Origin of the sequence: Pseudomonas sp. P1.8, assembly GCF_001269805.1 — a bacterium.
GTDB lineage: Bacteria > Pseudomonadota > Gammaproteobacteria > Pseudomonadales > Pseudomonadaceae > Aquipseudomonas.
Map to the genome: position 1 here is coordinate 288,300 of NZ_LHVM01000010.1, position 26,315 is coordinate 314,614.

A 26,315-nucleotide genomic window follows, 5' to 3' on the forward strand; every position below is an offset into this window, starting at 1 on the left:
GGCTGACAAACCTTTACACCACGCGTTTCCTGCGTCGGGTGTTTTCCATGTCGTTGAACCGGTCCGTTTCCAAAGGAGTGGTGCTCAGAGTCCTCTGACACTCATTTGGTTCGATACCGGTCGAGAGCGCAGCAATTTACCGGTAACCATCAACAGATTGCAGTCTAGGTTATCGACAGGATGTTGCGGAATTGTGGACACCCTACCGTTGTCGGTGTGAAAAGCGTGTGAACTCTGATGATCTCCACCATCAGCGATATTGATGGCAACAGGCGTCGCAACCCGCGCTCTCTCCATTATGATCGGAGTTCTCAATTTTCTCGTGGATCCTTCCCATGACCGATTTGTCCGTGTTCCCCATCACTCGAAAATGGCCGGCCCAGTACCCGGAGTGGATTCAGCTGTACTCCTTGCCGACCCCCAACGGCGTCAAGGTCTCGATCATGCTCGAAGAGATCGGCCTGCCCTATGAGTCGCATCGCGTCGGTTTCGACACCAATGACCAGATGTCCCCCGAGTTCCTGTCACTGAACCCCAACAACAAGATCCCGGCCATCCTCGATCCTCATGGCCCCGATGACCAGCCTTTGGCGCTTTTCGAGTCCGGGGCGATCCTGATCTACCTGGCCGACAAGAGCGGGCAGCTGCTGGCCCAGGAATCGGCCGCACGCTACGAAACCATTCAATGGTTGATGTTCCAGATGGGCGGCATCGGTCCTATGTTCGGCCAGCTCGGCTTCTTCAACAAGTTCGCCGGTAAAGACTATGAAGACAAGCGCCCTCGCGACCGCTACGTCGAAGAAAGCAAACGCCTGCTCGGCGTGCTCAATTGCCGGCTTGAAGGTCGCGACTGGATCATGGGTGAGCGCTATACCATCGCCGACATCGCGATCTTTCCGTGGGTGCGCAACCTGATTGGTTTCTATGAGGCTGGCGATCTGGTGGGCATCCAGAACTTCACGAACGTCACGCGGGTGCTGGAGCGCTTCCTGGCGCGGCCGGCGGTGGTACGTGGTTTGCAGATTCCAAGCCCCGTTTCCAGTTAAACACCTTTCCCTGTAGGAGCGAGCTTGCTCGCGAATACGATGGGTCAGTCACTTTGCTGTTGCCTGACACTACGCCATCGCGAGCAGGCTTGCTCCTACGGGGGATGTGGTGTTCTCAGGGTAGGCCGAAGAACGGCCGAATCCCGTGATCACGGAAATACCGCTCGATCACCTTCGGGTCTGAACACGTTTGGGCAATCGCCACATACGTGTCCGGCCGCAACAGGTAAAAGCCGTTACGCCCAAGGCCCGCGGATTCAAACGCCGGGCGCCAGCTGAAGACATGCAGGGGTAGATGATGCTCTTGGCACCACGCAATCATCTCCTCGCTGGTGTCTCCGTAGACATGCACTTGCCAGGTCGGGCACTTCAGCGATTCAAAATTATCCCCCTCATCGTCGTGAGCCCATGGCAAGCGGTCACCGCCATGCACGTGCCCGGCGACGCCGGTGCTCAAGGGCATGCCGCGATAGTTCAAGGTGATTTGCGACACCGTGCGAAACAGGAATTCGCGGGAGGTTTCGAACGAGGCCATTTTCGGAATCAGGAAGGGCGCGAGACGTGTGCGCAGCAAGTCGGCCATGCGCCCTTCGGCGGTAACGAAGGTGAACACCCGGTCGGTGGTGGCCACCAGTTTGCGGGCAAACGCGATGCGTTCGGGTTCGTAGGTGTCGAGTAATTTGAGTTCGGCTTCACCGCTCAGCACGGCGGCGAGTTTCCACGCCAGGTTGATGGCGTCGCCGATCCCGGTGTTCATGCCCTGACCGCCCGCCGGACTGTGTACGTGGGCGGCATCGCCCAGCAAGAAGGCGCGACCGGTGCGAAAGTGATCCGCTACCCGATGATGCACGCGGTAGGTCGAGAACCAGTTCAGTTGCTCGATATTGACGTTCATGTGTTCGATGGCCCGGCTGCTGACGTCTTCGAAGCGCAATGTCTCGGCCTGTTCGGTGCGTTCGTCGCGCACAGTGCCGATCAGGCGTGCGCGGCCCGAACCTGCCAATGGAAACACTGCGAGAAAGTCGGCTTCATCCAGGTCCACGTGCAGTTCGCCGTTGAACGTCGGGCCGCTGGCCTGCACATCGGCGACGTAGAAAATCTGCTGATAGGTGCCGCCGGGAAAACCGGTGTCCAGGTTCTTGCGCACGATCGAGCGGGCACCGTCGCAACCGGCCAGATAGCAGGCCTGGCAGGTTTCATGCTGACCGTCCGGCAGGCGCAAAATGGCCGTGATGCCGTCGGCGGTTTCCTCGAAACCCAGCAGCTCGGTGTTGCGTTCAACCGTGATAGCGAAGGTTTCGAGGCGGTCGATCAACAACCGCTCGTGCTCGTCCTGCGGGAAAATTTCGAGAAATGCATAAGGCGTCAAACCTTCGCCAACGCGGCTCAGCGGCAAGCGCGCCACGGGTTCGCCTTTGACCCAGAAATTGGCCGCCGCGACACGATGGCCGTTTTGCACAATGGTGTCGGCCAAGTCGAGCTGGCGGTACAGCTCCAGCGTTCGTGCCTGCACCGCCAACGCCCGGGACGTGGTGCCGGGCGCCGAAGACTTGTCGATGATCCGCACCCGCACGCCAAGTTTGCTCAACCACAACGCCAGCACCAACCCGGTCGGGCCGGCACCGGTAATCAACACGTCGCTACGTTGCATGGGGCCTGTTCTCCTCGTTCGTGGGACAAGTATGGCCCACTGGAACAGGACAGCCGGCTTGTGCGCCCAACGGAAAAACATTGTAGGAGCCAGGGATTTTTGCGGTTGGCAGATTTTGTGTACTGCCCACAACACTGTAGGAGCGAGCCTGCTCGCGATGGTCGTCAACGATGACACGGGCTTTCAGGATGCACGCGGCGGGTTTGAGTCCATCGCGAGCATGCTCGCTCCTACAGGGATTTTTGTTGCGTCGCTGATGTTGTGGACAACCCACAACACTGTAGGAGCGAGGCTGCTCGCGATGGTCGTCAACGATGACACGGGCTTTCAGGATGCACGCGGCGGGTTTGAGTCCATCGCGAGCATGCTCGCTCCTACAGGGATTTTTGCGGTTGGCAGATTTTGTGTACTGCTCACAACTCTGTAGGAGCGAGCCTGCTCGCGATGGTCGTCAACGATGACGCGGGCTTTCTGGAAGTACGCGGCGGGTTTGAGTCCATCGCGAGCATGCTCGCTCCTACACCGAGTTGGCGGTTAGAAGTCGATGGTGCCCGACAACTTCGCGGATCGTGGTTCGCCTTGGGTCAGGTAGCCGCCCTGGGCCGATTCCCAGTAGCTTTTGTTGGCAACGTTTTCCACGCCGAAACGCACGGTCACGTCTTTTTCCTGAACCTTGAATGCGTAACGTGCACCGGCGTCGAAGCGGTTCCAGGTTGGCAAACTGAGGTTGTTCGCCGCGTCGGCGTACTGGCCGCCGGTGCGCAACATACGACCGTTCAGGGCGACGCCTGGCAGGCCCGGCACGTCCCAATCCACACTGGCGTTGAACTGGAAGCTCGGCACGCCGATGGCCTGATTGCCGTCGTTGAGACCGTCCTGGGTATTCTTCAGTTCGGTGTCCATCACGGTCACACCGCTGAGCAAGCGCAGGCCGTCGATCGGTTCGCCGAACACATTGAGTTCCACGCCTTTGTTCACCTGTTCACCGTCATGAATGAACTCGGCGGTCGTTTCGTCGATGACTTGCGTGTAACCATTCGCCGGTTGTTCGATGCGGTACACACCCAGCGTCGCACCGTAGGTACCCATGTCCACTTTCACGCCGGCTTCGATCTGTTTGGAGCGGGCCGGGGCAAAGACTTCGTTGCCGTTGATCACGACACGCGAACCAGACGTGGTCGGTGCCGTCGGCCCTTGGGCCAACCCCTCGATACGGTTGGCGTAGAACGACACGTGGTCCCACGGTTTGAACACGATGCCGTACACCGGCGTGGTGATTGATTCGTCGTAGTTGGACGTGCGCTCTTGAGTGTTGTAGTCGTAGCCCTGGACGACCAGTTGTTGACGCCGCACGCCGAGGGTGACCAGCAGGCGATCATCGATAAAGCCCAAGGTGTCCGACACGGCGGCACTGCGCATGAAGGTTTTGCTGGTGATCCCCGGGTCACCCAGATCGCCACCGGAAAAACCCGGGCCTGGCGCCGGAACGTCAATCGGATGGTAAATGTTGTTCGGGTAACTATTGGAGTCGAAATCGAAGGCGTTGCGCTGTTGGGTCCAGATCCCGGCCAGGCCGAAATTGAGTTTATGGGTAACCGGGCCGGTGGCGAAACGGCCATTGAGGCCGGTCATGGCACTGGTGTTGTCTTCGTCGTGGGGAATGAACGAACCGCTGGTCACCGAGCTGCCATCGTTGCCCACCAGCGTGGTGGAGTCGTAGTTGCCGACTTCACGGCTGTGCTTTGCGCCACCGGCGGCATAGGCGGTCCAGCTGTCGTTCAGGTCGTATTCGGCGCGCAGCATACCGAAGGTGTCTTCGATCTCGCTGTAGCCCCATTTCTGCGCGTAGTTGGTATCGGCCGAAGGCGCATCCGGAATATGCGTGGCGTCACCCAGGTTGACCGAGCTGCGGCCACCGTTGATGCGTTCTTTCGAATAGATGAAATCACCGGAAACGCGCAGGGCATCGCCACGGTAGTCGAGGCCGAGGGCGAACAGCTTGGAGCGCTGGTTTTCATCGTCGATGGCAGTATCGCCTTCGCGTTGCGACAAGTTGAGACGTGCGCCGAATCGGTTGTCTTCGCCGAAGCGCTGGCCGATGTCCAGGTGTTCGCCGATGCGCCCGTCATCGCTGATGTCGGTGCTGAAACGACGCAGCGGCACGTCATCGGCGCGCTTGGGTTGCACGTTGACGCCACCGCCGATGCCGGAGCCGGTCGGGGTTACTCCGTTGATGAAGGCATTCGGGCCCTTGAACACTTCCACACGTTCCAACGCATCGGTGGAAACGATCTGCCGCGGCAGGATGCCGTACAGGCCGTTAAACGAAATGTCGTCGCCATTGAGCGGCAGGCCGCGGATCATGAACGTCTGCGCCTGGTTGGAGAAACCCGAGGCCTGGCGCACAGACGAATCATTGAGCAGCACGTCGCCGATGGTTTCGGCTTGCTGGTCGCGGATCAATTCTTCGGTATAGGCCGTCATACTGAATGGCACATCCATGATGTCCTGATTGCCCAGAACACCCAGTTGACCGCCGCGTGCGACTTGGCCGCCGGCGTACACGGGTGGCAGGTCGAACGATGTCGGGGCCTGGGCGCTGACATTGACGTCGCCCAGCACCAACGGCTTGCCTTGAGTTTCGGGCGTTTCAGGTGTTTCGGCATGGGCCGTTACGGACAGGGAGCAGAACAGGGCCAGTAACGTTGCACGAAAAGGCACGCGGAGTCGGGCTGGAGGGGTCATGTTTCGTTCCTGAGCGGCGCGCGGCCGATTGGAAAAGGGGGCGGCGCGGGAACTCCTTGCGCTAATACGACTCCAGACACAAATGGTAGTTGTTCTCAGTAACGTCGTGCAATGCGTTTTCTGCAAGGTACAAAGGAAATTCCGGTCGGTGCAGAAATCGGCCATTGGTCGTATGGTGACGGCGGCTTAACGGATTTGATGGAGCAACATGCAAGCCATACGATTGATTTCAGGCGTCGTCGCATTACTGTTGCTGGCCGGTTGCGCCAGTCAACGGAGCCAGGAACCCGCGCCGCGCAATCCCGACGAAGTTCGCGCCGAGATAGTACGTTTGCTACCGGCCAAGACCGCCGACCGACAGGGCTGGGCCACGGATATTTATGCGGCATTTGCCGCGCAAGACCTCTACCCGAGCACTCAGAACCTGTGTTCTGTACTGGCCGTGACCGAGCAGGAATCAACCTTTCAGGTGGACCCGACGGTACCCGGCCTGGGCAAGATTGCCCGTGATGAAATCGATCGCCGTGCCGCTACCGCGCACATCCCCGGATTGCTGGTCAGTGGTGCGTTGCGGCTCAAATCGCCCAGCGGCAAAACCTACAGCGATCGCCTCAATGCTGCGCGCAGTGAAAAGGAGTTGAGCGGGATTTTCGATGACTTCATCGGCATGGTGCCCATGGGCAAAACCCTGTTTGGCGGCTTCAATCCGGTGCATACCGGCGGACCGATGCAGGTCAGCATCGATTTCGCCGAGCAGCATGCCAAGGGCTATCCGTATCCGGTAAAGGGCTCGATCCGTCGTGAAGTGTTCACGCGGCGCGGGGGCATGTATTTCGGCATCGCCCATTTGCTGGGTTACCCGGTGAGTTATCAACAGCCGCTGTATCGCTTCGCCGATTTCAACGCCGGTTGGTACGCCAGCCGCAATGCGGCCTTTCAGAACGCGGTAAGCCGGGCTTCGGGAATCCCGCTGGCGCTGGACGGCGACCTGGTGCGCTACGATTCGATCATGCCCGGCACTACGGAGTTGGCCGTGCGCAGCCTCGGCAAGCGCCTGGATATGCGCAACCCGACAATTCGCGATCAACTGGAGAAGGGTAATAGCCTGGCGTTCGAGGACACTACGTTGTACCGGAGGGTTTTCGAACTGGCCGAACAGGCAGAGGGGCGGTCGCTGCCGCGTGCGGTGTTGCCGGGCATCGTGCTGCAAAGTCCGAAAATCACCCGCAAACTCACCACGGCGTGGTTCGCCAAACGGGTCGATGAGCGTTATCAGCGTTGTATGGCGCGGGCCGGGAAGTAATCCCATGGGGCAGGAGCGAGCTTGCTCGAGATGGACGTTAACGATAACGCGTGTTTACTGGTTAAACGCGTCGTGCATGAGTCCATCGCGAGCAGGCTCGCTCCTACAAAAGCGGCGGGGTGAGGCGGGGTTGTCGAGGCTATCGGTAGAACCATTCATTCAGGCAGCGCGGTTTTCGATCAGGCGATCGGAGGCACCTTCGGCGACACGGTTTTCGATCAGCTTGTCGGAGCCGTCAGCAGCGACACGGTTTTCGATCAGCTTGTCGGAGCCGTCAGCGGCGACGCGGTTTTCGATCAGCTTGTCAGAGCCATCAGCCGCCACACGATTCTCGATCAGGCGATCCGAATCACCCTCGGCCACGCGGCTTTCAATCAGACGATCCGAGCCGCCTTCAGCGACAACCGGGTGAGCAGAGGTAGCAGCGAAAGCGTTGACTGCAAAAACCGAGAAAGCGATGCCGAGAAGGATTTGGCGTTTCATGAGTGTGTGCTCCAGGGTGCTTACGGGTGGGTATGGACCCGATGTTACGCCGCGGATTTTTTATGAGAACTTCATTGACGTGATGGTGAACATCGATGGCAATGATGAGCGTTGTGCAATACCTCCTGTGGGTTTGATGGTGCGGTCGTCGGATGGCCACGGCGAGGCAGGTGGCGGCTTCTACACTGGATAGCTGGCGCTTATGCCCATGCGATTGTCATGACGGCGGATTTGATTGGGGCACCGGGTGCTTGTGATCTGCTAGGAGATGTTTATGTACCAACTCTACGGCCATCAGAATTCCGGTGCGGCGGCGATTGAGGCCGCACTGGAGCTTTGTGAGATTCCTTACCGTTTTATTGATGTCGAGGCCTCAACGGAAGCCGCTCAGGCGCTCGAGAAGCTCAATCCGCTTAAACAGATTCCGACATTGCAGCGGCCCGACGGCGGTGTCCTGACCGAGAGCGCGGCGATCCTGATTCACCTCGGGCTTACGTTTCCCTCATCGGGGTTGTTGCCGGACGATCCCGCAGAGCGCGACCAGGCAATCCGGGGCATGACGTATATCGTCGCCAATTGCTATGCCGCCATCGGCATCATCGATTACCCAGAGCGCTGGCTGGCCGAGGCCGATGAGTCGTCGAGGCACAATCTCATGGCCGGCACGCGTCGACGTTTGCACTGGAGTTGGGAGGTGTTTGCCGATCAGTTTTCGGGGGATTTGTATCTGGGCGGTGAAACGCCTGGTGCGCTGGATGTGCTGGCGGCGGTGATATCGCGGTGGGCGGGTAGCCGGGAGCATTTGCGCAATGCCCGGCCCGGGTTCTTTGCCTGGCTGGAGCGGATTGACCGGCACCCGGTGCTGGCGCCGGTGTTTGCGCGGCATTGGCCCGCCTGAGAACTCCGTCGATCCCCTGTGGGAGCTGGCTCGCCAGCGAAAGCGGTGGGTCAGCCAACTTCGATGTTGAATGATCCATAGCAATCGCTGGCAAGCCAGCTCCTGCAGGGCTTGCATTAGTCGCCGCGAATGTACTGCTCCAACTGGCGGATCAGTTCAGCCTGCTCGGCGATGGCTTCCTTGACGAGGTCGCCGATGGAAAGCAGGCCGATCAACTTGCCATCCTCAACCACAGGCAAGTGACGCAGGCGCTTGTCGGACATGATGCCCAGGCACGTGTCGACGGTTTGGTGGGTGTCCACGGTAATCACCGGCGACACCATGATGTCGCGCACCGGAGTGCCCACCGAAGAGCGTCCATGCAGTACCAGTTTGCGCGCATAATCCCGCTCGCTGATGATGCCGAGCACTTCATCATTGTCCACCACCAGCAAGGCGCCGACGTTCTTTTCGGCCATCTTCATCAGCGCTTCCAGCACCATGTGATCGGGTTTGATCTGGTGCACTTCCTGATTCTTCTGATCTTTGAGCTTGAGCAGTTGGGCGACGGTTTTCATGGTGGTTACTCGGGTGTTGTCGTTGTTCCTGAAGGATCATAGACCCAAGCGCTGAGGGCAAGGGCGAAAGCGGCAGATAACACGCAAAAAACGCCATTTGGCGGTTTTTCTTCTGCAATCCTCGAAAAGATCGCAGCCTTCGGCAGCTCCTACGGGAGATCACATAATCGCGCAGGAGCTGCCGAAGGCTGCGATCTTTTCCCGGCCGGCGGCTAAGTCTGGGTGATCACGGGTAGAATCATCACCTTGAATCAAATCTGAGGTTTGCAGTGGTGGATTTAGCGCAGGGATTCGTCCTGACCCGGCATTGGCGCGACACCCCGGCCGGCACGGAAGTCGAGTTCTGGCTGGCGACCGACAGCGGGCCCCGGCGCATCCGCCTGCCTCATCAACCGTCGGTGGCGTTCATACCCGCCGAGCAGCGAGCGCAAGCCGAAGCGCTGCTGCACGACGAGAAAAACGTCGAGCTCAAACCCTTGGCGTTGCAGGATTTCGAGCACCGTCCGGTCCTGGGGCTGTATTGCCAGCAGCACGGTCAGTTGATGCGCCTGGAAACCGCGCTGCGCAAGGCTGGCGTTGAGGTGTACGAGGCCGACGTGCGGCCGCCGGAGCGTTACATGATGGAGCGCTTCATCACCGCGCCGGTACGGTTTCATGGCTCGCCGGGTGACGATGGCCTGCTGCTCGACGCCCAAATGAAACCCGACCCGACGTACCGGCCCAGCCTCAAACTGGTGTCCCTGGACATCGAAACCACAGCCCAGGGCGAGTTGTATTCCATCGCGCTGCAAGGTTGCGGCGAACGCCAGGTGTACATGCTCGGTTCGCCGAACGGCGACGACAGTGAGGTGGATTTCCAGCTCGAGTATTGCGATTCTCGCGTGGCATTGCTGAAAAAACTCAACGAATGGTTTGCGCGTTTCGACCCCGACGCGATTATCGGCTGGAACGTCGTGCAGTTCGATCTGCGGATCCTTCACGAGCACGCCCGCCGCCTGGCGGTGCCATTGCGGCTGGGGCGTGGCGGCGAGGAGATGCAGTGGCGCGAGCATGGCAGCGGCAACCACTATTTCGCTGCCGCTGCCGGAAGGCTGATCATCGACGGCATCGAGGCCTTGCGTTCGGCGACCTGGAGTTTTCCGTCATTCAGCCTGGAAAATGTCGCGCAGACCCTGCTTGGCGAGGGCAAGTCGATCGACAATCCGTACCAGCGCATGGACGAAATCAACCGCATGTTCGCCGAGGACAAGCCGGCGCTGGCCAGGTACAACCTCAAGGATTGCGAGCTGGTCACACGGATTTTCGCCAAGACCCAGTTACTGACGTTCCTGCTGGAGCGGGCCAGCGTCACCGGGTTACCGGCCGATCGCATGGGTGGTTCGGTGGCGGCGTTCACCCATTTGTACATGCCGCTGATGCATCGCCAGGGCTTCGTCGCGCCGAACCTTGGCAGCAAACCGCCGCAAGCCAGCCCCGGCGGGTTCGTCATGGATTCGCAACCCGGGTTATACGAATCGGTGCTGGTGCTCGACTACAAAAGCCTTTATCCCTCGATCATCCGCACCTTTCTGATCGACCCGGTGGGCTTGATCGAAGGCCTCGCGCACCCGGATGACAGCGAGTCTGTACCGGGTTTTCGCGGGGCGCGGTTTTCCCGCAACCGGCATTGCCTGCCGTCGATCGTCGCGCGGGTCGCCGAAGGCCGGGAGATCGCCAAGCGCGAAAATAACGCGCCGCTGTCCCAGGCGCTGAAAATTATCATGAACGCGTTCTACGGAGTACTCGGCTCCAGCGGTTGCCGCTTCTTCGATACGCGCCTGGCGTCGTCCATCACCCTGCGCGGCCACGAGATCATGTTGCGTACCCGGCAGTTGATCGAAGCCCAGGGCCACGCGGTGATTTACGGCGACACCGACTCGACCTTCGTCTGGCTGCGCCGCGCCCATGGCCAGGAGGAAGCCGCGCAGATCGGCCGTGCCCTGGTGGATCACGTCAATCAGTGGTGGCGCGAACATGTGCAGGAAGAATACGGCCTGCAGAGCGCCCTCGAACTGCAATACGAAACCCACTACAAACGCTTTCTGATGCCCACGATCCGTGGTGCCGAGGAGGGCAGCAAGAAGCGCTACGCCGGACTTGTGACCCGCACCGATGGCAGCGAGGAAATGGTCTACAAAGGCCTGGAAACCGTGCGCACCGACTGGTCGCCGTTGGCCCGGCAATTCCAGCAGGAGCTGTATTTGCGGATTTTTCAGCGCCAGCCGTATCAGGACTATGTGCGCGACTACGTGCACAAAACCCTCGCTGGAGAGTTCGATGACCGGCTGATCTACCGCAAACGCCTGCGTCGAACCCTCGACGACTATCAACGCAACGTGCCACCCCACGTGCGGGCGGCGCGCATCGCCGACGACTACAACGACCGCCAGGGCCGCCCACGGCAATACCAGAATGGCGGCTGGATCAGTTACGTGATCACCGTCGCCGGCCCTGAGCCGCTGGAAATCCGCAGCGCGCCAATCGATTATGACCATTACATCACGCGGCAACTGCAACCGGTGGCGGACGCGATACTGCCCTTTGTCGACGACGATTTCTCAACCCTGATTGGAGGGCAACTGGGCCTTTTTTGAATCCATCAGCTCCAGGGTCCATGCGTCCAGAATGCCGTGGAAATACCGATTCAGGGCTTGATGGAAGAGGCTGTCGTCGGGCGCGACCTGGGCAAACAAGGTCATGGATGAATGAAATTTCAGGTCGTCCGGATGGCCAAATATCTGCGCTACCGAAGCCTGTGTAATGTTCAGCACATCTTGTGTACAGGCGCGCAACCTGGCGCCCAGCAATGGATGATCCAGATAGGCCTGGGCTTCTTCCCTGGAGCGGATGGCAAAATGTCGCGACATCTCGCTGCCTCCCAGCCCGGAAAATTGCGGAAAGATGAACCACATCCAGTGACTGCGCTTGTGACCTGCATTCAATTCGGCCTGGACCCGGTCAAACACGGGGTCCTGCGCCTGAATGAAGCGTTGCAGATTAAAGGCGTCCAGCGGATCGGTACTTCTCATGCCGAAATCCTCTGACACTCCGCGATGGCTCAGACCATGGCCAGCCGCTGCTTGTGTTGTGGCGCGCGAAACGCTTGGTCCAGCGCCTCCAGGTCCCCGGGTTCAAGTTGCACACCCGCCGCTTGGGCGTTGAGTCGCACGTGCTCGGGACTGACCGCCTTGGGGATGGCGATCACGCCATCCTGACGCAGAATCCATGCCAGCGCCAGTTGGGCCGGCGTCACACTGTGACGGGCGGCCACTTGTTTAAGCGTAGCATTGGCCAGCATTTTGCCTCCTTGGCCAATCGGGCAGTACGCCATGACGGCAAGCCGTTGCTGCTGGCTCCAGGGTAACAAATCAAATTCTATGCCGCGTTCTTCCAGGTTGTAGAGCACCTGATTGGTGGCACAGGCGGGGGCGGCCAGTTCATGCAGGTCGTCGAGATCAAAGTTGGACACGCCCCATCGACCGATCTTGCCCGCTTCGCGCAGGCGCTCAAAGGCCTCGACGGTTTCTTCAAGGGGATACTGGCCACGCCAGTGCAGTAAATAGAGATCGATGTAGTCGGTGCCGAGGCGCCGCAGACTACGTTCGCACGCTTGGGCAACCCCTTGACGGCTGGCGTTGTGCGGGTAGACCTTGCTGACCAGGAAGACACTGTCGCGATGCCCGGCGATGGCTTGGCCCACGATTTCTTCGGCCGCGCCTTCAGCGTACATTTCCGCCGTGTCGATCAGGGTCATGCCCATCTCGATGCCCAGGCGCAGCGCAGCGACTTCCTGTGCCTGTCGTGAGCGGTCTTCGCCCATCCGCCAAGTGCCCTGGCCGATGACTGGCACGTTGGCGCCAGCCAATTGGAGAACGCGCATGTCTACCCCCGTGGTGAATCTGTCGATACTTCAGTGCGCAGCAGAATAGACCATGGATTGCTGTTCAGGCGTCTGTCGCAAGCGGCGATTTTTCGATCCGCGACGTGTCCAGTGATCGATTGGTGTCGGCCGGCACTGCACTTTTTGCAAATGACTGGCTCTATCCTTGGCAGCCCGCGGCGATCCCCACCGTCGGCCCATGCCCAAGTTCAAGCAATCATGGCCACAGCGTTACCTTTCATCTGCGCACTTTTCAAAAGGCATTGCTGGCTGCCAGCCGCGCTGTCGATGTTGCTTTTTACCGGTTGCAGCCAGCAGCAGGGCAGCGACATTTTTACTCAGATGCGTGAAGGCAGGCCCCAGGAGTTTTTGCAAACCAGTGTTGACCGCATGGCGACCCTGGCGATGCGCGACAACCTCGACAGCCTTTATCTGTTGATGGGCAAGCTGTACTTGCGTAACCCCGAAGAACTCAAAAAGTCCGGTTTCCTCGATGCCCGCACTGCAGGCAAGCAAGTGCGCATGGCCATCGAACGGCAGGAGCCGTTGCCCACCCTCGGTGGCAAGAAGGACCTGGCGGCGCTGCGTTTTGCCATGAGCCCGGAGTTCCTGGGAGATCGGGTCGGGGCGTTTATCTACGCCATCGGCAGCATGCTGGTGACCGCTCACGGCGATCGCCTGGAGTTCTACATGACGGATGCGATCAATCCGGTGTTCGTCAGCAACGCGGCGCGCAATATCGAGATCGCCACCTGGATTTTGAGCCAGCGGCAAAACAAGGAGGGCCAGCCGTTGCTGTTCTCCAATGAGATTTCGGAGGAAGGCAGCAACCTGAGCTTCGCCGTGGAATTTGGCAAGATCGTCGCCCGACTGGATCTGCTGACCCAGATGCTCGACGAGCGCTACCGGCGTATCGGGTTGAATTATGCGCAGAGCCTTTTGTTCCTGAATTTCCTGCCGGTGCAGTAGACCCTTGCTCGCGATTACTGTGCGTCAATAGACCAAGGGTTGACGGGCACTCAGTCTTCGAGAGCAGGCTCTTCTTACAGAGCGCTGATGAGGTTCGGGTATAAAGATAGATCGTATCGATATAACTGGTTATAAGAAATATCGCTATGCTGCGGGCCGGATTTCCCTGCGATCTTTGTGGACGTATCAATGGATTTAGTGAACATCGGGTTGGTCATTGCAGGGTTGGTGGTTGGTTTTATCGTCGGCATGACTGGCGTAGGTGGTGGATCGTTGATGACCCCGATCCTGCTGTGGTTCGGCATCAACCCGGCCACTGCCGTCGGCACCGATCTGCTCTACGCGGCTATCACCAAATCCAGTGGGGTGCTGGTTCACCGAAAGAACAACAACATCGATTGGGCGATTACCGGTTGGCTGACCCTGGGCAGTGTCCCGGCGGTGGTGCTGACGTTGTGGTTCCTCAGCACGTTGCACGAAAGTCCCGACGCGATGAACGCCATCATCAAGCAGGCCCTGGGCTTTGTGTTGTTCGCTACGGCGCTGGCAATCCTGTTCAAAAAGCGCTTGCTGGATTTCGCTCACAAGCGCGCCGGTGGCAACTACAACCCGAGTGGCCCGCGCCTCAATGTCATGACGGTCATTACCGGCCTGGTCCTCGGCACCATGGTTGCACTGACTTCCATCGGCGCTGGCGCCCTGGGCACCGTGGCACTGTTCATCCTTTATCCGTTGTTGCCGACTCGCCGTCTGGTGGGAACGGAAATTGCCCACGCCGTTCCGCTGACGCTGGTCGCCGGTCTCGGCCACGCAAGCATGGGCAACATGGATTGGCAGGTGCTGGGTTACTTGCTGGTCGGTTCGTTGCCGGGGATTTATCTGGGCAGCCACCTGACCGGGCGTATCTCCGATGAAATGCTGCGCCCTTGCCTGGCAACCATGCTGATGCTGATCGGCTACAAGCTGGCGTTCTGATTCGATCCGCTGCGCCAATCTCATTCGCGGGTGAATACTGTCCGGCAGATGCTTGTCCAGGACATCGATATACACCCGCTGCCTCCCGCCCGAGATTGCTCCGACCTGTTGCGCAATGACCGCGCTGACCTAAGCTTGGGGCAAGGCAAAGCACATTTGCCAAGCGTCACCGGAACGAACGCCGCGATGCGCAATCATTAGAGCGTGGATATCAAAAGGAGAGGCGCATGCTCATCAGGTCACTGACCCTGGCTACCCTGCTGGCAATCGCCGGCCCCCTGTTCGCTGCCGATGGCGACTCACCACTGGACATGGACAAGGGCCGGTCCCGACCGCTGATTGTCATCGCCCCGAGCACCGTTGACCCAATGTGGGTCAGCCTGAAACAGTCGCTGGATGAGCCGGCCAATCGCAAGGGTTTCACTGATCGCAACATGGTGCTGTACACCGTGCTCAACCTGATGGGTCAGCGCGAAGGCAAGGACCTGGGGCCGCAGGACACGGCGGCATTGATCCGCTCGCTGAAATTGGGGGCAGGGGCCAAGACCAAGGTGATACTGGTTGGCAAGGATGGCGAAAAGAAGCTTGAACAGTCGGAGAACATCAAGCTGGCGGATATTTTCACGGCCGTCGATCAATTGCCGGCAGCCGAGAAGGAAGCCCCGCCGCCAACAGTGGCCACTCCGGAGCCTGAAGCGCCCGCGGCCAAAGGCGCCAAGGGCACCAAACCGGGCAAGGCGGGCAAACCCGTCAAGCCACCTGAAATGCCTGATGACTGACCAGGGGCGGGCTTTTCTGTGGGAAATTCCATGTTTTTGGGGGAACCCCCGAGCATAGAATCTGGCTTGTATTCGTTTTGATTTGTCATCAAGGCAAACAGTACCCGAGCCGACCAATCTCATGGCCTTCCCGAGCGAGAATCATCCCGATCGCCATGCGCACGACGGCGTGGTCATCAACCCACAGCACTTTCATGGATCAGCCCTCATGTCCTGTTCAGCGTAGTCCCGAAGCTATCTGAAAGCGTCGCAGGCCTGATGCGTGGCGTTGTGTCGGGATTACTCGGCCAGCGTACTCAATACCTGATGAGCAATCTTGACGCGCTCCGCATTGGGATAATTCTTGTTGGCCAGAATCACAATGCCAATGTCCTTTGACGGCACGAACGCGACGTACGCGCCGAATCCACCGGTCGAGCCGGTCTTGTTCAACAGTACGTTCTCTGGTTGCGCTTGTGGTGGGTTGAGCCACTGAACCTTGTGCGCCTCCATCGCCATCGGCGTCGAGTTGCCCGCCACCAATCGATCCAGGGTGATCGGGTAGCGATAAAATTCCCAGCCCAGGCCCTGGGTCATGTCGCCAACGGTGTAGTAGCCGGTGTGGGTCAGCGCGATAGCCTGTTGCAGCGGTTTATCCAGACGCGAGGGTTTCATGTTGGCTTCGACATAGGCGATCAGGTCTGCCGCGCTGGTCTTGACCCCGTACGCCTCGGAATCCAGTGCGCCGGGCCCGACTCGCACGGGTTTGCCGTTCTTGTCATAGCCTTGCGCGTACAGCGCGATCTGATCTTGCGGCACCGTGAGGTAGGTGTGCTTCAAGCCGAGTTTGGGCAGCAAGGTGTTTTCAATGGCCTCATCGAACGGCTGACCCATGCGTCGTGCGGCGAGGTAGCCGGACAACCCGATGCTCGGATTTGAATACTGCCGTTTGCTGCCGGGCGCGCTAACCGGCTTCCACTGTTTGAAGTAGGCGAGCATTTTATCCGGCGAATCTGACTGGGCAGGGAATTGCAGAGGCAGGCCGTCGCCACTGTAGGTGGTCAGTTGGAGCAGACTGACGTGATCGAACGCGCTACCACGCAACGCTGGCAACACGTCACTGGCCTTTTCGGTCAGAGATAGTTTGCCGGTGGTCTGTGCGTAGGCAACGAGGGTCGCGGTGAAGGTTTTGCTGACGGAGCCGATTTCGAACAGGGTGTTCTGATCAACCGGTTTACCGTCTTCTTTGCTGGCTACACCGTAGTTAAAGTAATGCTGCCTGCCATTCTGCGTGACCGCGACAGCAATGCCATTGATCTTTTGTTGCTGCATGACAGGCTTGATGGCGGCGGTAACCACGTTTTCAAGTTGTGCGTCCGTGGGCGTAGCGGCAACGCAGTGACCGGCGCCGAGGAAAAGTCCGAAAGTACTGTAGGACAATGCCTTCTGAATGTTTAGCGTGAACATTTTCAAGTCACATTCCCTGAGTTTTGATTATTGTAGCTGACGTGCCTTGGGCGCCCTCTCGTCTGGGGGCGCTGAAAGGCGAGCCAAATCTAAGCAGTTCAGTCACGCTCGACAAACGACGATAATTCGCACGAGTCATTAGAAAAACTAGGGGGTTAGCATGATCCGGCCTCAGTTGCCATTGAATGCACTTCGCGCCTTTGAAGCCTCGGCACGGCATTTGAGCTTCACCCGGGCGGCGATAGAGTTGTGTGTCACTCAGGCTGCCGTCAGTCATCAGGTCAAAGGGCTTGAGGGGCAGCTGGGCGTCACGCTGTTCAAACGCTTGCCCCGTGGCCTGATGTTGACCAGCGAAGGCGAGACCCTGTTGCCGGTGTTGCGCGATTGCTTCGACCGAATTGCCGAGACCCTTGAGCGGTTTGAAGACGGGCACTACCGCGAAGTGTTGACGGTCGGGGCGGTCGGAACGTTTGCGGTGGGCTGGCTGCTCCCTCGGTTGGCGGATTTCCAGGCACGATACCCGCTGATTGACTTGCGTCTGTCGACCAACAACAACCGCGTGGACGTGGCCGCCGAAGGGCTCGATTACGCCATTCGCTTCGGTGCGGGGGCCTGGCACGGGATCGAAGCGTTGCGCTTGATCGAGGCGCCATTGTCGGTGCTCTGCGTGCCGGACATTGCCCGTCGATTGGAAACACCGGCCGATTTGTTGCAACAGACGTTGTTGCGCTCATATCGCATGGATGAGTGGTCACAATGGTTCCACGCAGCCGGTTTGACCGATCAGGCGGCACCGCCGCGCAGCATTGTATTCGACTCTTCGCTGGCAATGATGGAGGCGGCTATTCAAGGTCTCGGTGTGGCATTGGCCCCCCCGATGATGTTTGCCCGGCAACTGACGGAACAGAGGATCCGTCAGCCGTTCGCAATTGGCATCGTCACCGGCAGCTACTGGCTGACTCGCTTGCAATCCCGCCCGGAAACCGCCGCGATGACGGCGTTCCGTAGCTGGCTTGTCGACGCCGCGCAAAGCCAGGCCTTGCGCGACTGTTGATGTCAGCGTACCAGCACGGCCGCTTGTGATCGAACGTCCAGCCCGGGATTAAAAACTGCATCGCCACGCTGGCGTCCCGCGCCCCCATGTCTTTGTCATGATCGCGCGAACATGCCAATTGCCGGAGCTCACCTTTACGATCAGACACTGGCCACCCGAGCCACTGGCTTGCGCTCCAGATTCAACGCCAGCACACTTGCCAACACCACCAACGCCCCGCTCACAATCATCAGTGTCGGCCGCTCGCCAAGGGCAACCGATGCAATGACCATTGCCGTCGGCGGCGTCAGATATAGCGTCATGGTCGCCCGGCTCAGGTCGACATGCGCCAGGACATAGGCCCAGGCCAGGTACGCCAGCGCACTCGGGAAAATTCCCAGGGCAACCACCGCGAACTGCACTCGCAGCGGCGCAATCGCCACCTGATCCGCCAACCCCGGCAAAAAAAGCAACAGCAATACTGTCCCGGACCAGACCGTGTAGCAGACCAGCGTCAATCCGTCATAACGCCCGGTGTGATGCTTTTGCAGGGCAAAATAGAGACTCCAGGAAACCGCCGCCAACAAAATCAGCAAGCCGTGGGCGTCGATGCTGGCCAGCCCGTGATCCCCCGTCACCACAATCACCGCGCCGATCAGGCCGAGCAAGACACAACCCCAGCGCCACAGAGTCACCCGGTCCTTGAACACGAAGCGCGCCAGTAGCGTACTGAACAGCGGTGTCGTTTGCGCCAGGACACTCGATGCGCCGGCGCTGACCCCTTGTTGCCCGAAGTTGATCGCCACGTGATGCAGGCTCACGGCAAAGAAACCCAACCCGAACAGCAGGGGCAGATCGCGAAGGGTCGGCAGGCGGATGCCTCTGAACACCGCTACCAGCGCCATGAACCCGGACGCGATCAAAAAGCGCAGCAGCGCCAGATGCCCTGGATCATAAGCTTGCAAACCGATATGGATGCCGGTGGGGGAATACCCCCAGCAGGTCACGACAAATGCCATGGCCAGGATGATTTTCAATGGGGAGGGGCTGAGCGGCTTCATGGTCGTGCACCAGTGGGTGAATGCAGCCAGTATCAGAATGCATGTTGCTCACCACAACTGACTTATACTGCGTCAAACGTTCACTTTGGGTGATGTATGGAGTTGGCGCAGATTCGCATGTTCAAGACCGTGGCCGAGCAGGGCAGCATCGCGCGTGCCGCCCAATTGCTGCATTGCGTGCCGTCGAATATCACGGCACGGATCAAGTCGCTGGAAGCGGAATTGGGTGTTGCGCTGTTCCTGCGCGAGGGGCGCGGACTGCGCATCAGTCCGTCGGGTCAGACGTTCCTGGCCTACGCCTCGAAAATTCTCGCGCTGACCGCTGAAGCCAAACGTGCAGTGGACCCTTCGGCCGAACCTTCAGGACCGCTGCGCATTGGTGCCATCGAGTCTTCGGCCACCGGTCGTTTGCCTCGGTTGCTGGCCAAGTTTCACAAGCGATACCCCGCTGTGGCGCTGGAACTGACCACCGGCAGTTGGGGCCAGTTGCTCGACGACACGTTGAGCCATCGACTCGACGGTGCGATTGTCGCGGTGGATGTCGAGCGTCCCCACCTCAAGCGCACGCCGATGTACCGCGAAGATCTTCTGCTGATTGCCTCTACGTCGTTGGGGCCGGTGCGCGACATGACTGATTTGCACGACAAAACCGTATTCATGTGGCCCCAGGGTTGTCCATATCGGGCGGCCCTTGAGCATTGGTTGTTGCGGCAGGGGCTAGCGTTGCCGATTGTCAGTCTGGCCAGTTATGGCGCGATTGTAGGGTGTGTCAGTGCTGGCGCCGGTGTGGCGCTGGTGCCCAAAGGTGTGTTCGATCAATTCGCCAAAGGCGCCGGTTGTGTAGGCTATGAGTTCCCCGAACTGACGGCGGTCGAGAACTTGTTCTACTGGCATGAAAACGCCGGGGTGCACCCGGCGCGAGAGGCGTTTGTGGCGATGCTGCGCGAAGAGTTTGTCTGACGCAGTTCCTGCGCAAGCGCGCAGGCGATGTGCCTGTATGACAGGCGCCACAACCCGAATTACAGCCACAAAAAAGGGGACTGGCGTCCCCTCGCAATGTTGCGTTGTACAGTCCTAATCCATCAGTAAATGTCCTTCGACAACAACGTAAACGGTGTCTTCACCAGGATCTTTACATCCAGCCACAACGACCAGTTGTTGATGTACTTGAGGTCGATCTCGACACGCTTCTGCATCTTGTCGATGGTATCGGTCTCACCCCGGCAACCGTTGATTTGCGCAAGACCGGTAATGCCCGGCTTGATTCGGTGGCGCGCCATGTAGGCGAGGATTTTCCCGGAGTAATAGTTGTTGTGCGCGATGGCATGTGGGCGCGGACCGACCAGCGCCATGTGTCCTTGAAGCACATTGAACAGCTGCGGCAACTCATCCAGCGAAGTGCGGCGGATGAAGCGCCCGACGGCGGTGATGCGCGAGTCGTTACGGCTGGCCTGCTTGACTTCATGATCATCGTGCACACGCATCGAACGGAACTTCCAGACCTGAATCACCTTGCCATTCCAGCCGTGGCGGTCCTGCTTGAAGAATACCGGGCCCGGTGAATTGATCTTCACTGCCAGTGCAATGACCAGCAGCACCGGGCTCAGAAAGATGATAGCCAACAGCGCAACGCTTTTTTCCACCAGGCTCTTGCTCAGCGCAGCGGTAGGCCGGCTGGTCAGCGGGCTTTCGTTGAGGTAAATCGCTGGCAGGCCGTCCACGACTTTCACCGAGTGATTGAGCAGCGTCAGGCTGTTCAAGTCCGGCACCCAGACCACGTCTACGTTGGCATCCAGCAGATCGACGTACATGGCTTCGATCTTTGCCGCTTCCGAGAGCGGCAAGGTGATGTACAAACGACGAATGTGGTGGGCTTTGATCAGATCCAGCAGATCTTCCTGGGCGCCGACGATGGGCGGTGCTCCTGGCTCCAGAGTGGGGAGGGCGCCGTTGCTGACCAGGCCTACCAGTGGAAGGTTTTCTAGGGTGCTCAGCTTGTTTGCCAACCCCAGAGCCAATTCGCCAGTACCGACGATCAGGGTTTTATGCTCGCTTTTACGCGAGCGTTGGTAGAACTTCGAGAACGCATGCAGGGGCGCATACAGCAGCGCCTGTCCGAGGAAGCCATACACCGCCCAGCTCAGGATCACCTGCCTGGAAAACAACTCATCGGCCTTGCAGATAAACGCAATGCAGGCCAGCGCTGCCATGGTCATGGACCAGCCCATGAGCAAACGTCCCAGGCCCGTCAGGTAGTTGTCCCTTTTTCGATACACGCCGCTGAATGTGTAAGCCGGAACCGAGGCCAAAACAGCCAGCGTGGCGCACATTCGGTAATAGAACTCGACTGTGCCCGTTTGTTGCTCGGCGAGGGTAAACAACAATGAAACAACAAAGCCCTGCGCCAGCGCCCATTGCCCCCAAAAGGTAAGTCCCTTGAGGCCGGTGTTTCGATTGATGCGAAGAGTAAGATCCATAGATATCCCCAAAAGACGTCCATCCAGGTTTCAACAGTTGAAAACCGAGTTGTTAAGTAGACTTATTATTGTTGTTAGAGCGAGTGTCCTGAGGTAACAACGTCGATAGGCCGAACTGTCGTCAGTCAATAGACTAAGTTATTGGTGGGGATGCTGTCTGACGAGTTCTAACAAGGTGGCACAATGCCAACTATTAAAGTTGTTGAAAAGGTTGGGTGTTAGAAAACGTCGTAGAGGATAAGGTGAATAATAAATATTGTATTGATATTGTAGGGGCGGGGGATAGAGTCAACTGGAGAAGGAGGCCAAACAGAGTGCTTTTTTTATTGTTGTAGTCGCACTTTTCTGTTTGTTTTATTTATCAGCAGTACGGGCTCAGGCTACGACTTCCTGGATCAGGCAATAGCCACGGTTGCGTACGGCACGAAACAGTCGCTCACCGTTACTGGCACTTTTGAACTTGTCCTGCAGGCGACTCAGGCACATTTCAAGTCCGCGATAATGTTCCGGTTCTCTACCGATGCTGAGTATCAGTTCGTCTCGACTGACGACACGCTCTTCGTGGTGCAGCATTTTCTTGATCAGCGCGGCTTCCAAACCAGTCAAGCTGACCTCGACACCCTCTTTGACCAATACGCTTTGATCGTTGTCGAGTTGCCAGGCTTTGCCGCATAGCGCGTCATCCTCGATTGTTCGGGAGGTATGACTGATGTCACCTGTTATTGCCGGCAGGCGATGGAAGGGATTCGGAGGTTGTGCAGCCAGCCATTCGGACTCAAGTGTCGCCAGTATTCTTTGTGTGTCGTGTTCGATACTGCGCGCGACATTTTTCCTTGAAACGCTTGGGTAGGTGAATTCCATCAGCACCGGAGCGTTAGAGGGCGGAGCAATACCTTCAATAAACATTTGTGCCTGGGCGGTGCCAAACGAGTTGAAGCGCTCACTGGACAGGATGGTTTCGAGTTCACGCTGCGACGTAGTGCTATGGGTCACGACCACAAAATATTTTCTTGGAAGGGTTGTACTGGTTTCCATGTCTCTCTCCTAACGTACACACCAAATTTGGCTAAAAGATGATCGGCAGGGGAGTAACGACTCCCACGGAAGTAATCGAAAGGCAGGGTCTGGGCCCAAAATTGGCCCTCGATAGGTTCCACTCGATCTGCTGCAATAGAATAAACTTTTATTGTTATGGTTCGGTGTTGCTACGGTCACGGAGGCGATAAATTCCCATCAAGTTTGAAGTGCCGGATAAACGATGATGCCGATATCTTTGTATCGTTGATTTTATCTGGCTAATTGATATCAAAGTGCCTTGCCAGGTTGGCGTCAGGTGGTCGAAATCAGTCCTCTCATCAAGCGGTACCCATGCCCGCGAATGCTCTGGATCGCGTTCGTGCCGTACATGTCCTTGATTTTTCCGCGAAGACGACTGATCGATTTTTCCAGCGCTCTGGGGTCATAAAAGTGACTGTTCAGACCCATGATGTTGGCGATTTCGTCATGGCTAAGTATATGGTTGCTGGTTTGCGCGAATGCTTCCAGGATCTTCATTTCTGCAAAAGAAATGTCCAGCCTCTTGCTGGTGCCCAGTAAGCAAATTCGTGTGGGGTCCAATGTCAGGTTGAGGTCGCTTTGCCATTCTTCACTATTGAAGAATTCGGCAAGCAACTCGGAGCCTTCGTCGGAAAGAGTATTGAGTTTGATACAAAAGTCGGCCCCAGCAAGATAGTACTTTATCTTGTTGAAGGCGCCCCGCCCCGTGATGACCGCGCAAATGATGGGTTTCAAGTTGCCGGTGCGCAGGTTCTCCACCAGCGCCAGGCTTTCTTCGAGGGCCTGGGGGCTGTCGATGATGATGAAGATGGCTCGATACGAACCGAGGTGTTCATTGTTCTTGGGTGAACTAATGTACGAATGGGCTTCTAGTGCGATATCGGTCCGCACATGCCTTGCGACTAGCGCTCTAAAGTGTTCAGCCACGCCACGGGTACGACCCAGAGTGAGAACACCGGGTTCATCGTTTGTCTGGCGCTGGCTTCTAGTCGCTAAGTTCCCTGTAAGCATCATGCATTGACTCGAATAGGTGCTGACATCGGGATGTTAAAGCACCGGTTCTCATCTGTGACTGACAATTGGTAACATTTACGCGGATTTTAGACGTGGCTCCCGAGTTTTCTAACAATAATTAAGCTTTTCAAGCTTTTAGTTGCTTTTCTCGGCTGGCTGAACTAGTGAAATAGCCATCGTTAGATGGTGGCATTATGGAATTGTGCCACTATTTTGCATTGATGGCGATTTGTTTTTATGTCGTTTTGCCACTGTTGATCTCTCTGGGTGTCCAGGATGAAAAGTCCAGTGTGAATTCTGAATGTGTGAGAGCGGTCACATTTTATCAGGCGCAGAGACTTTTTCCACTCAGCACTAAATTTTTCAAAAGTTGTTCGTAGGTGGACGATTAATAACATGGCTTGAGTATTTGTTTGGGCAGGGCATATTCTGCCGCGCCAAGTCAGGTAATGGCCGCGGGTGTAGCGATTGATTTATTTGAGCATCTCAACATCTGAGTGCAGTTGAGGGGCCGTTTTTTTATAAGTGACCTGATGGAGGAGTAATGGATTTCTGGACCCTTTTCAAAGTGTTGATTTTAGGTGCTGTAGAAGGCTTGACTGAGTTTTTGCCCATATCAAGTACAGGTCACCAGATAATTGTTGCAGACGTGTTGGCATTTGGCGGTGAACGCGCCATGGCGTTCAATATCATTATTCAGTTGGGCGCCATTCTGGCTGTGGTTTGGGAGTTTCGTGAAAAAATCTGCACAATCATCAAAGGTTTGCCGAACCAACGCAATGCACAACGTTTTACCCTCAACTTGCTGATCGGTTTTCTTCCGGCTGTTGTGCTGGGCGTGTTGTTCGCTGACGGGATTCATGAGTATCTGTTCAATCCGATCACTGTGGCTGTTGCATTGGTCGCCGGTGGCATCGTCATGTTGTGGGCTGAGCGGCGCGAGCATGTTGTACGCATCGATCATGTTGATGACATGCGCTGGTCAGATGCCTTAAAGGTAGGTTTCGCGCAATGCCTGGCGATGATTCCGGGTACTTCCCGCTCCGGATCGACGATTATCGGTGGCTTGCTGTTTGGCCTGTCGCGCAAGGCTGCCACGGAGTACTCGTTCTTTTTGGCGATGCCAACGATGGTCGGTGCAGCGGTGTATTCGGGCTACAAGTACCGGGACCTGTTCGAGGGGAGTGATCTGCCGGTATTTGCCCTCGGTTTTGTTACAGCCTTCTTTTTCGCGATGATCGCTGTTCGAGGCCTGCTGAAGTTCATTGCGAACCATAGCTATGCAGCATTCGCCTGGTACCGGATCGCTTTTGGATTGTTGATCCTGGCAACCTGGGCGTTCGGTTGGGTGAGCTGGACGTCGGCCGCCGCAGCAGGCTGACGGCAGAACCAGGCGGATCATACCGCCTGGCTGGAGGGCTTATCTGCAGCGCATCAACGCCCTTCAAGCAACTCCGCTGCCTGATCCAGCAATGCCAGAGGCTCTTTGGCCTTGTGAATATCCACCGACAACAACTGGCGAAACTTGCGCGCCCCCGGGAACCCGGTGCCCAGCCCGAGCACATGGCGAGTGATGTGGTGCATCGAACCGCCCGCATCAATGTGCGCAGCGATATAAGGCCGTAACTGCGCCAGCGCTTCGGCGCGAGTAATGATCGGTGACGTACTGCCAAACAGCTGCTGATCAACTTGCGCCATGACATAAGGATTGTGATACGCCTCCCGACCCAGCATCACCCCGTCGAAGGTCTGCAAATGCTCGTGACAGGCTTCGAGTGTCTTGATGCCGCCGTTGAGTATGATCTCCAGCTCCGGAAAATCCGCCTTCAGCTGTGCCGCCACGTCGTAACGCAGGGGCGGAATGTCACGGTTTTCCTTCGGCGACAACCCCTCCAGAATCGCAATCCGCGCGTGCACGGTAAAACTGGTACAGCCGGCATCCCGAACCGTGCCGACGAAATCACACAATTGTTCGTAACTGTCTCGCCCGTTAATCCCGATCCGGTGCTTCACCGTCACAGGAATCGACACCGCGTCCTGCATGGCCTTCACGCAATCGGCGACCAATTGCGGATGCCCCATCAGGCACGCGCCGATCATATTGTTCTGCACCCGATCACTCGGGCAGCCGACGTTCAGATTCACCTCGTCGTACCCATGCTCCTGAGCCATGCGCGCGCAAGCCGCCAAATCCAGCGGAACACTGCCACCGAGCTGCAACGCCAGCGGATGCTCGGCCTCGTCATGGCGCAGGAAACGTTCGTGATCCCCGTTGAGCAAAGCACCGGTGGTGACCATTTCGGTATAGAGAAGAGCGTTTTTCGACAATAAGCGCAGGAAAAACCGGCAGTGGCGATCGGTCCAATCCATCATGGGCGCCACGGAAAAGCGGCGGGAGAGCGGTGCGGGTGTGGCGGTGGTTACGGACATGGGGGATCTGGAATCGGTGAGGCTGGGAGGTGGGGAGTTTATCAGGATTGGGTTCAAGGGGTGGAGGAGAGACCGGCGGGTTGGATTAGTACCTGAACGGCAGCTGTCACATCGCAAGGTTTCATCGTGCCTGGCAATGACGCGGCGCAGGATGACTATCGCTGCCCACCCTCCACAGGAATCTGAAAATGATCGAAAGCCTCGTCAAAGTCTCGTTGGTTGCCGGCGCTTTGCTATTGAGCGCCTGTTCGGGGGTGAGCTCCCATCGGGATTATTCGGCCGACTCGGTGCCGTTTGCCGGTTTTGGGCCAGGGCCAGCCAACAGCAACTCCAGCCGGATGAATTTCCACGGTAATGCGCTGAGCAATAGCTTCGGTGAGTACAGTTGCGGGTTACTCCATGACGACTGATACATGGCCCGCAATGAACAAGGGCGCTCCAACAGGATCGCCCCTTTTTTTGCATAAAAAGGC

At 57.8% G+C, this 26,315-nt stretch carries 23 protein-coding genes and 1 pseudogene; 12 read left to right on the top strand and 12 right to left on the bottom strand.

Annotated elements, in window-relative coordinates; all coding sequences use genetic code 11:
• The first annotated feature begins 335 nt into the window (after window positions 1-335).
• Entirely contained in the window at window positions 336-1,046 is a 711-nt protein-coding gene (locus tag AD668_RS09845) for a glutathione binding-like protein (protein WP_053157685.1), read from the top strand.
• 115 nt (window positions 1,047-1,161) lie between these two features.
• Here the strand turns inward: AD668_RS09845 and AD668_RS09850 are convergent, their stop codons facing one another.
• The gene (locus AD668_RS09850) at window positions 1,162-2,697 is read right to left on the bottom strand and encodes an FAD-dependent monooxygenase (RefSeq protein ID WP_053157688.1); all 1,536 of its coding nucleotides are present in this window, start codon (window positions 2,695-2,697) and stop codon (window positions 1,162-1,164) included.
• A gap of 157 nt (window positions 2,698-2,854) precedes the next feature.
• Between AD668_RS09850 and AD668_RS09855 the strand changes: the two genes are divergently transcribed.
• Window positions 2,855-3,124: a hypothetical protein gene (locus AD668_RS09855; RefSeq protein ID WP_053157691.1), complete on the top strand. Its 270-nt coding sequence runs from the start codon at window positions 2,855-2,857 to the stop codon at window positions 3,122-3,124.
• 107 nt (window positions 3,125-3,231) lie between these two features.
• Here the strand turns inward: AD668_RS09855 and AD668_RS09860 are convergent, their stop codons facing one another.
• Complete coding sequence (locus AD668_RS09860; RefSeq protein ID WP_053157695.1) at window positions 3,232-5,442, bottom strand: TonB-dependent siderophore receptor; 2,211 nt, start codon at window positions 5,440-5,442, stop codon at window positions 3,232-3,234.
• A gap of 208 nt (window positions 5,443-5,650) precedes the next feature.
• On the opposite strand from AD668_RS09860, the gene AD668_RS09865 reads away from it, so the two are divergent.
• Complete coding sequence (locus AD668_RS09865) at window positions 5,651-6,745, top strand: DUF1615 domain-containing protein (RefSeq protein ID WP_053157698.1); 1,095 nt, start codon at window positions 5,651-5,653, stop codon at window positions 6,743-6,745.
• Between the two features lie 162 nt (window positions 6,746-6,907).
• Here AD668_RS09865 and AD668_RS09870 read toward each other — a convergent pair.
• A pseudogene (locus tag AD668_RS09870) lies at window positions 6,908-7,228 on the bottom strand (hypothetical protein); the annotation flags it as partial.
• Between the two features lie 274 nt (window positions 7,229-7,502).
• Here AD668_RS09870 and AD668_RS09880 point away from each other — a divergent pair.
• On the top strand, window positions 7,503-8,126 hold the full coding sequence (locus AD668_RS09880; protein ID WP_053157706.1) for a glutathione S-transferase: 624 nt from the start codon (window positions 7,503-7,505) through the stop codon (window positions 8,124-8,126).
• 116 nt (window positions 8,127-8,242) lie between these two features.
• Here the strand turns inward: AD668_RS09880 and AD668_RS09885 are convergent, their stop codons facing one another.
• The gene (locus AD668_RS09885) at window positions 8,243-8,683 is read right to left on the bottom strand and encodes a CBS domain-containing protein (protein WP_053157709.1); all 441 of its coding nucleotides are present in this window, start codon (window positions 8,681-8,683) and stop codon (window positions 8,243-8,245) included.
• Window positions 8,684-8,955: 272 nt separating this feature from the next.
• Here AD668_RS09885 and AD668_RS09890 point away from each other — a divergent pair, with 272 nt between their 5' ends.
• Window positions 8,956-11,316 (top strand): DNA polymerase II, encoded by a 2,361-nt coding sequence (locus tag AD668_RS09890; protein ID WP_172681814.1) that lies wholly within the window; start codon window positions 8,956-8,958, stop codon window positions 11,314-11,316.
• On the opposite strand, the gene AD668_RS09895 is transcribed toward AD668_RS09890, so the two are convergent.
• Entirely contained in the window at window positions 11,281-11,751 is a 471-nt protein-coding gene (locus AD668_RS09895; RefSeq protein ID WP_053157715.1) for a DUF1810 domain-containing protein, read from the bottom strand. The genes AD668_RS09890 and AD668_RS09895 overlap by 36 nt on opposite strands.
• A gap of 29 nt (window positions 11,752-11,780) precedes the next feature.
• Window positions 11,781-12,602: an aldo/keto reductase gene (locus AD668_RS09900; protein ID WP_053157718.1), complete on the bottom strand. Its 822-nt coding sequence runs from the start codon at window positions 12,600-12,602 to the stop codon at window positions 11,781-11,783.
• Between the two features lie 288 nt (window positions 12,603-12,890).
• Here AD668_RS09900 and AD668_RS09905 point away from each other — a divergent pair, with 288 nt between their 5' ends.
• From AD668_RS09905 to AD668_RS09915, 3 genes are all read left to right on the top strand, one after another.
• Entirely contained in the window at window positions 12,891-13,571 is a 681-nt protein-coding gene (locus AD668_RS09905; RefSeq protein ID WP_256220610.1) for a hypothetical protein, read from the top strand.
• A 189-nt stretch (window positions 13,572-13,760) separates the two neighbouring features.
• On the top strand, window positions 13,761-14,546 hold the full coding sequence (locus tag AD668_RS09910; RefSeq protein ID WP_053157724.1) for a sulfite exporter TauE/SafE family protein: 786 nt from the start codon (window positions 13,761-13,763) through the stop codon (window positions 14,544-14,546).
• Window positions 14,547-14,773: 227 nt separating this feature from the next.
• Complete coding sequence (locus tag AD668_RS09915; RefSeq protein WP_053157727.1) at window positions 14,774-15,325, top strand: DUF4174 domain-containing protein; 552 nt, start codon at window positions 14,774-14,776, stop codon at window positions 15,323-15,325.
• 279 nt (window positions 15,326-15,604) lie between these two features.
• On the opposite strand, the gene ampC is transcribed toward AD668_RS09915, so the two are convergent.
• Window positions 15,605-16,771, bottom strand: coding sequence for a class C beta-lactamase (gene ampC, locus AD668_RS09920; RefSeq protein WP_053157730.1), 1,167 nt, complete (start codon window positions 16,769-16,771; stop codon window positions 15,605-15,607).
• Window positions 16,772-16,931: 160 nt separating this feature from the next.
• Between ampC and AD668_RS09925 the strand changes: the two genes are divergently transcribed.
• Window positions 16,932-17,825: a LysR family transcriptional regulator gene (locus AD668_RS09925; protein WP_053157733.1), complete on the top strand. Its 894-nt coding sequence runs from the start codon at window positions 16,932-16,934 to the stop codon at window positions 17,823-17,825.
• A 140-nt stretch (window positions 17,826-17,965) separates the two neighbouring features.
• Here AD668_RS09925 and AD668_RS09930 read toward each other — a convergent pair whose 3' ends face one another.
• Entirely contained in the window at window positions 17,966-18,865 is a 900-nt protein-coding gene (locus tag AD668_RS09930) for a DMT family transporter (protein WP_053157736.1), read from the bottom strand.
• 96 nt (window positions 18,866-18,961) lie between these two features.
• On the opposite strand from AD668_RS09930, the gene AD668_RS09935 reads away from it, so the two are divergent.
• On the top strand, window positions 18,962-19,825 hold the full coding sequence (locus AD668_RS09935; RefSeq protein WP_053157739.1) for a LysR family transcriptional regulator: 864 nt from the start codon (window positions 18,962-18,964) through the stop codon (window positions 19,823-19,825).
• A gap of 122 nt (window positions 19,826-19,947) precedes the next feature.
• Here AD668_RS09935 and AD668_RS09940 read toward each other — a convergent pair whose 3' ends face one another.
• From AD668_RS09940 to AD668_RS09950, 3 genes are all read right to left on the bottom strand, one after another.
• Window positions 19,948-21,342, bottom strand: a complete 1,395-nt coding sequence (locus AD668_RS09940) for an undecaprenyl-phosphate glucose phosphotransferase (RefSeq protein WP_053157742.1) — start codon at window positions 21,340-21,342, stop codon at window positions 19,948-19,950.
• A gap of 375 nt (window positions 21,343-21,717) precedes the next feature.
• On the bottom strand, window positions 21,718-22,377 hold the full coding sequence (locus AD668_RS09945) for a winged helix-turn-helix domain-containing protein (RefSeq protein WP_053157745.1): 660 nt from the start codon (window positions 22,375-22,377) through the stop codon (window positions 21,718-21,720).
• Window positions 22,378-22,671: 294 nt separating this feature from the next.
• Window positions 22,672-23,412, bottom strand: a complete 741-nt coding sequence (locus AD668_RS09950) for a winged helix-turn-helix domain-containing protein (protein WP_053157748.1) — start codon at window positions 23,410-23,412, stop codon at window positions 22,672-22,674.
• A gap of 544 nt (window positions 23,413-23,956) precedes the next feature.
• Here AD668_RS09950 and AD668_RS09955 point away from each other — a divergent pair.
• On the top strand, window positions 23,957-24,793 hold the full coding sequence (locus tag AD668_RS09955; RefSeq protein ID WP_053157751.1) for an undecaprenyl-diphosphate phosphatase: 837 nt from the start codon (window positions 23,957-23,959) through the stop codon (window positions 24,791-24,793).
• A gap of 53 nt (window positions 24,794-24,846) precedes the next feature.
• On the opposite strand, the gene dusA is transcribed toward AD668_RS09955, so the two are convergent.
• Window positions 24,847-25,842: a tRNA dihydrouridine(20/20a) synthase DusA gene (gene dusA, locus AD668_RS09960; protein WP_082344444.1), complete on the bottom strand. Its 996-nt coding sequence runs from the start codon at window positions 25,840-25,842 to the stop codon at window positions 24,847-24,849.
• Window positions 25,843-26,030: 188 nt separating this feature from the next.
• Here dusA and AD668_RS09965 point away from each other — a divergent pair, with 188 nt between their 5' ends.
• Window positions 26,031-26,252 (top strand): hypothetical protein, encoded by a 222-nt coding sequence (locus AD668_RS09965; protein ID WP_053157755.1) that lies wholly within the window; start codon window positions 26,031-26,033, stop codon window positions 26,250-26,252.
• The last annotated feature ends 63 nt before the right edge of the window (window positions 26,253-26,315 follow it).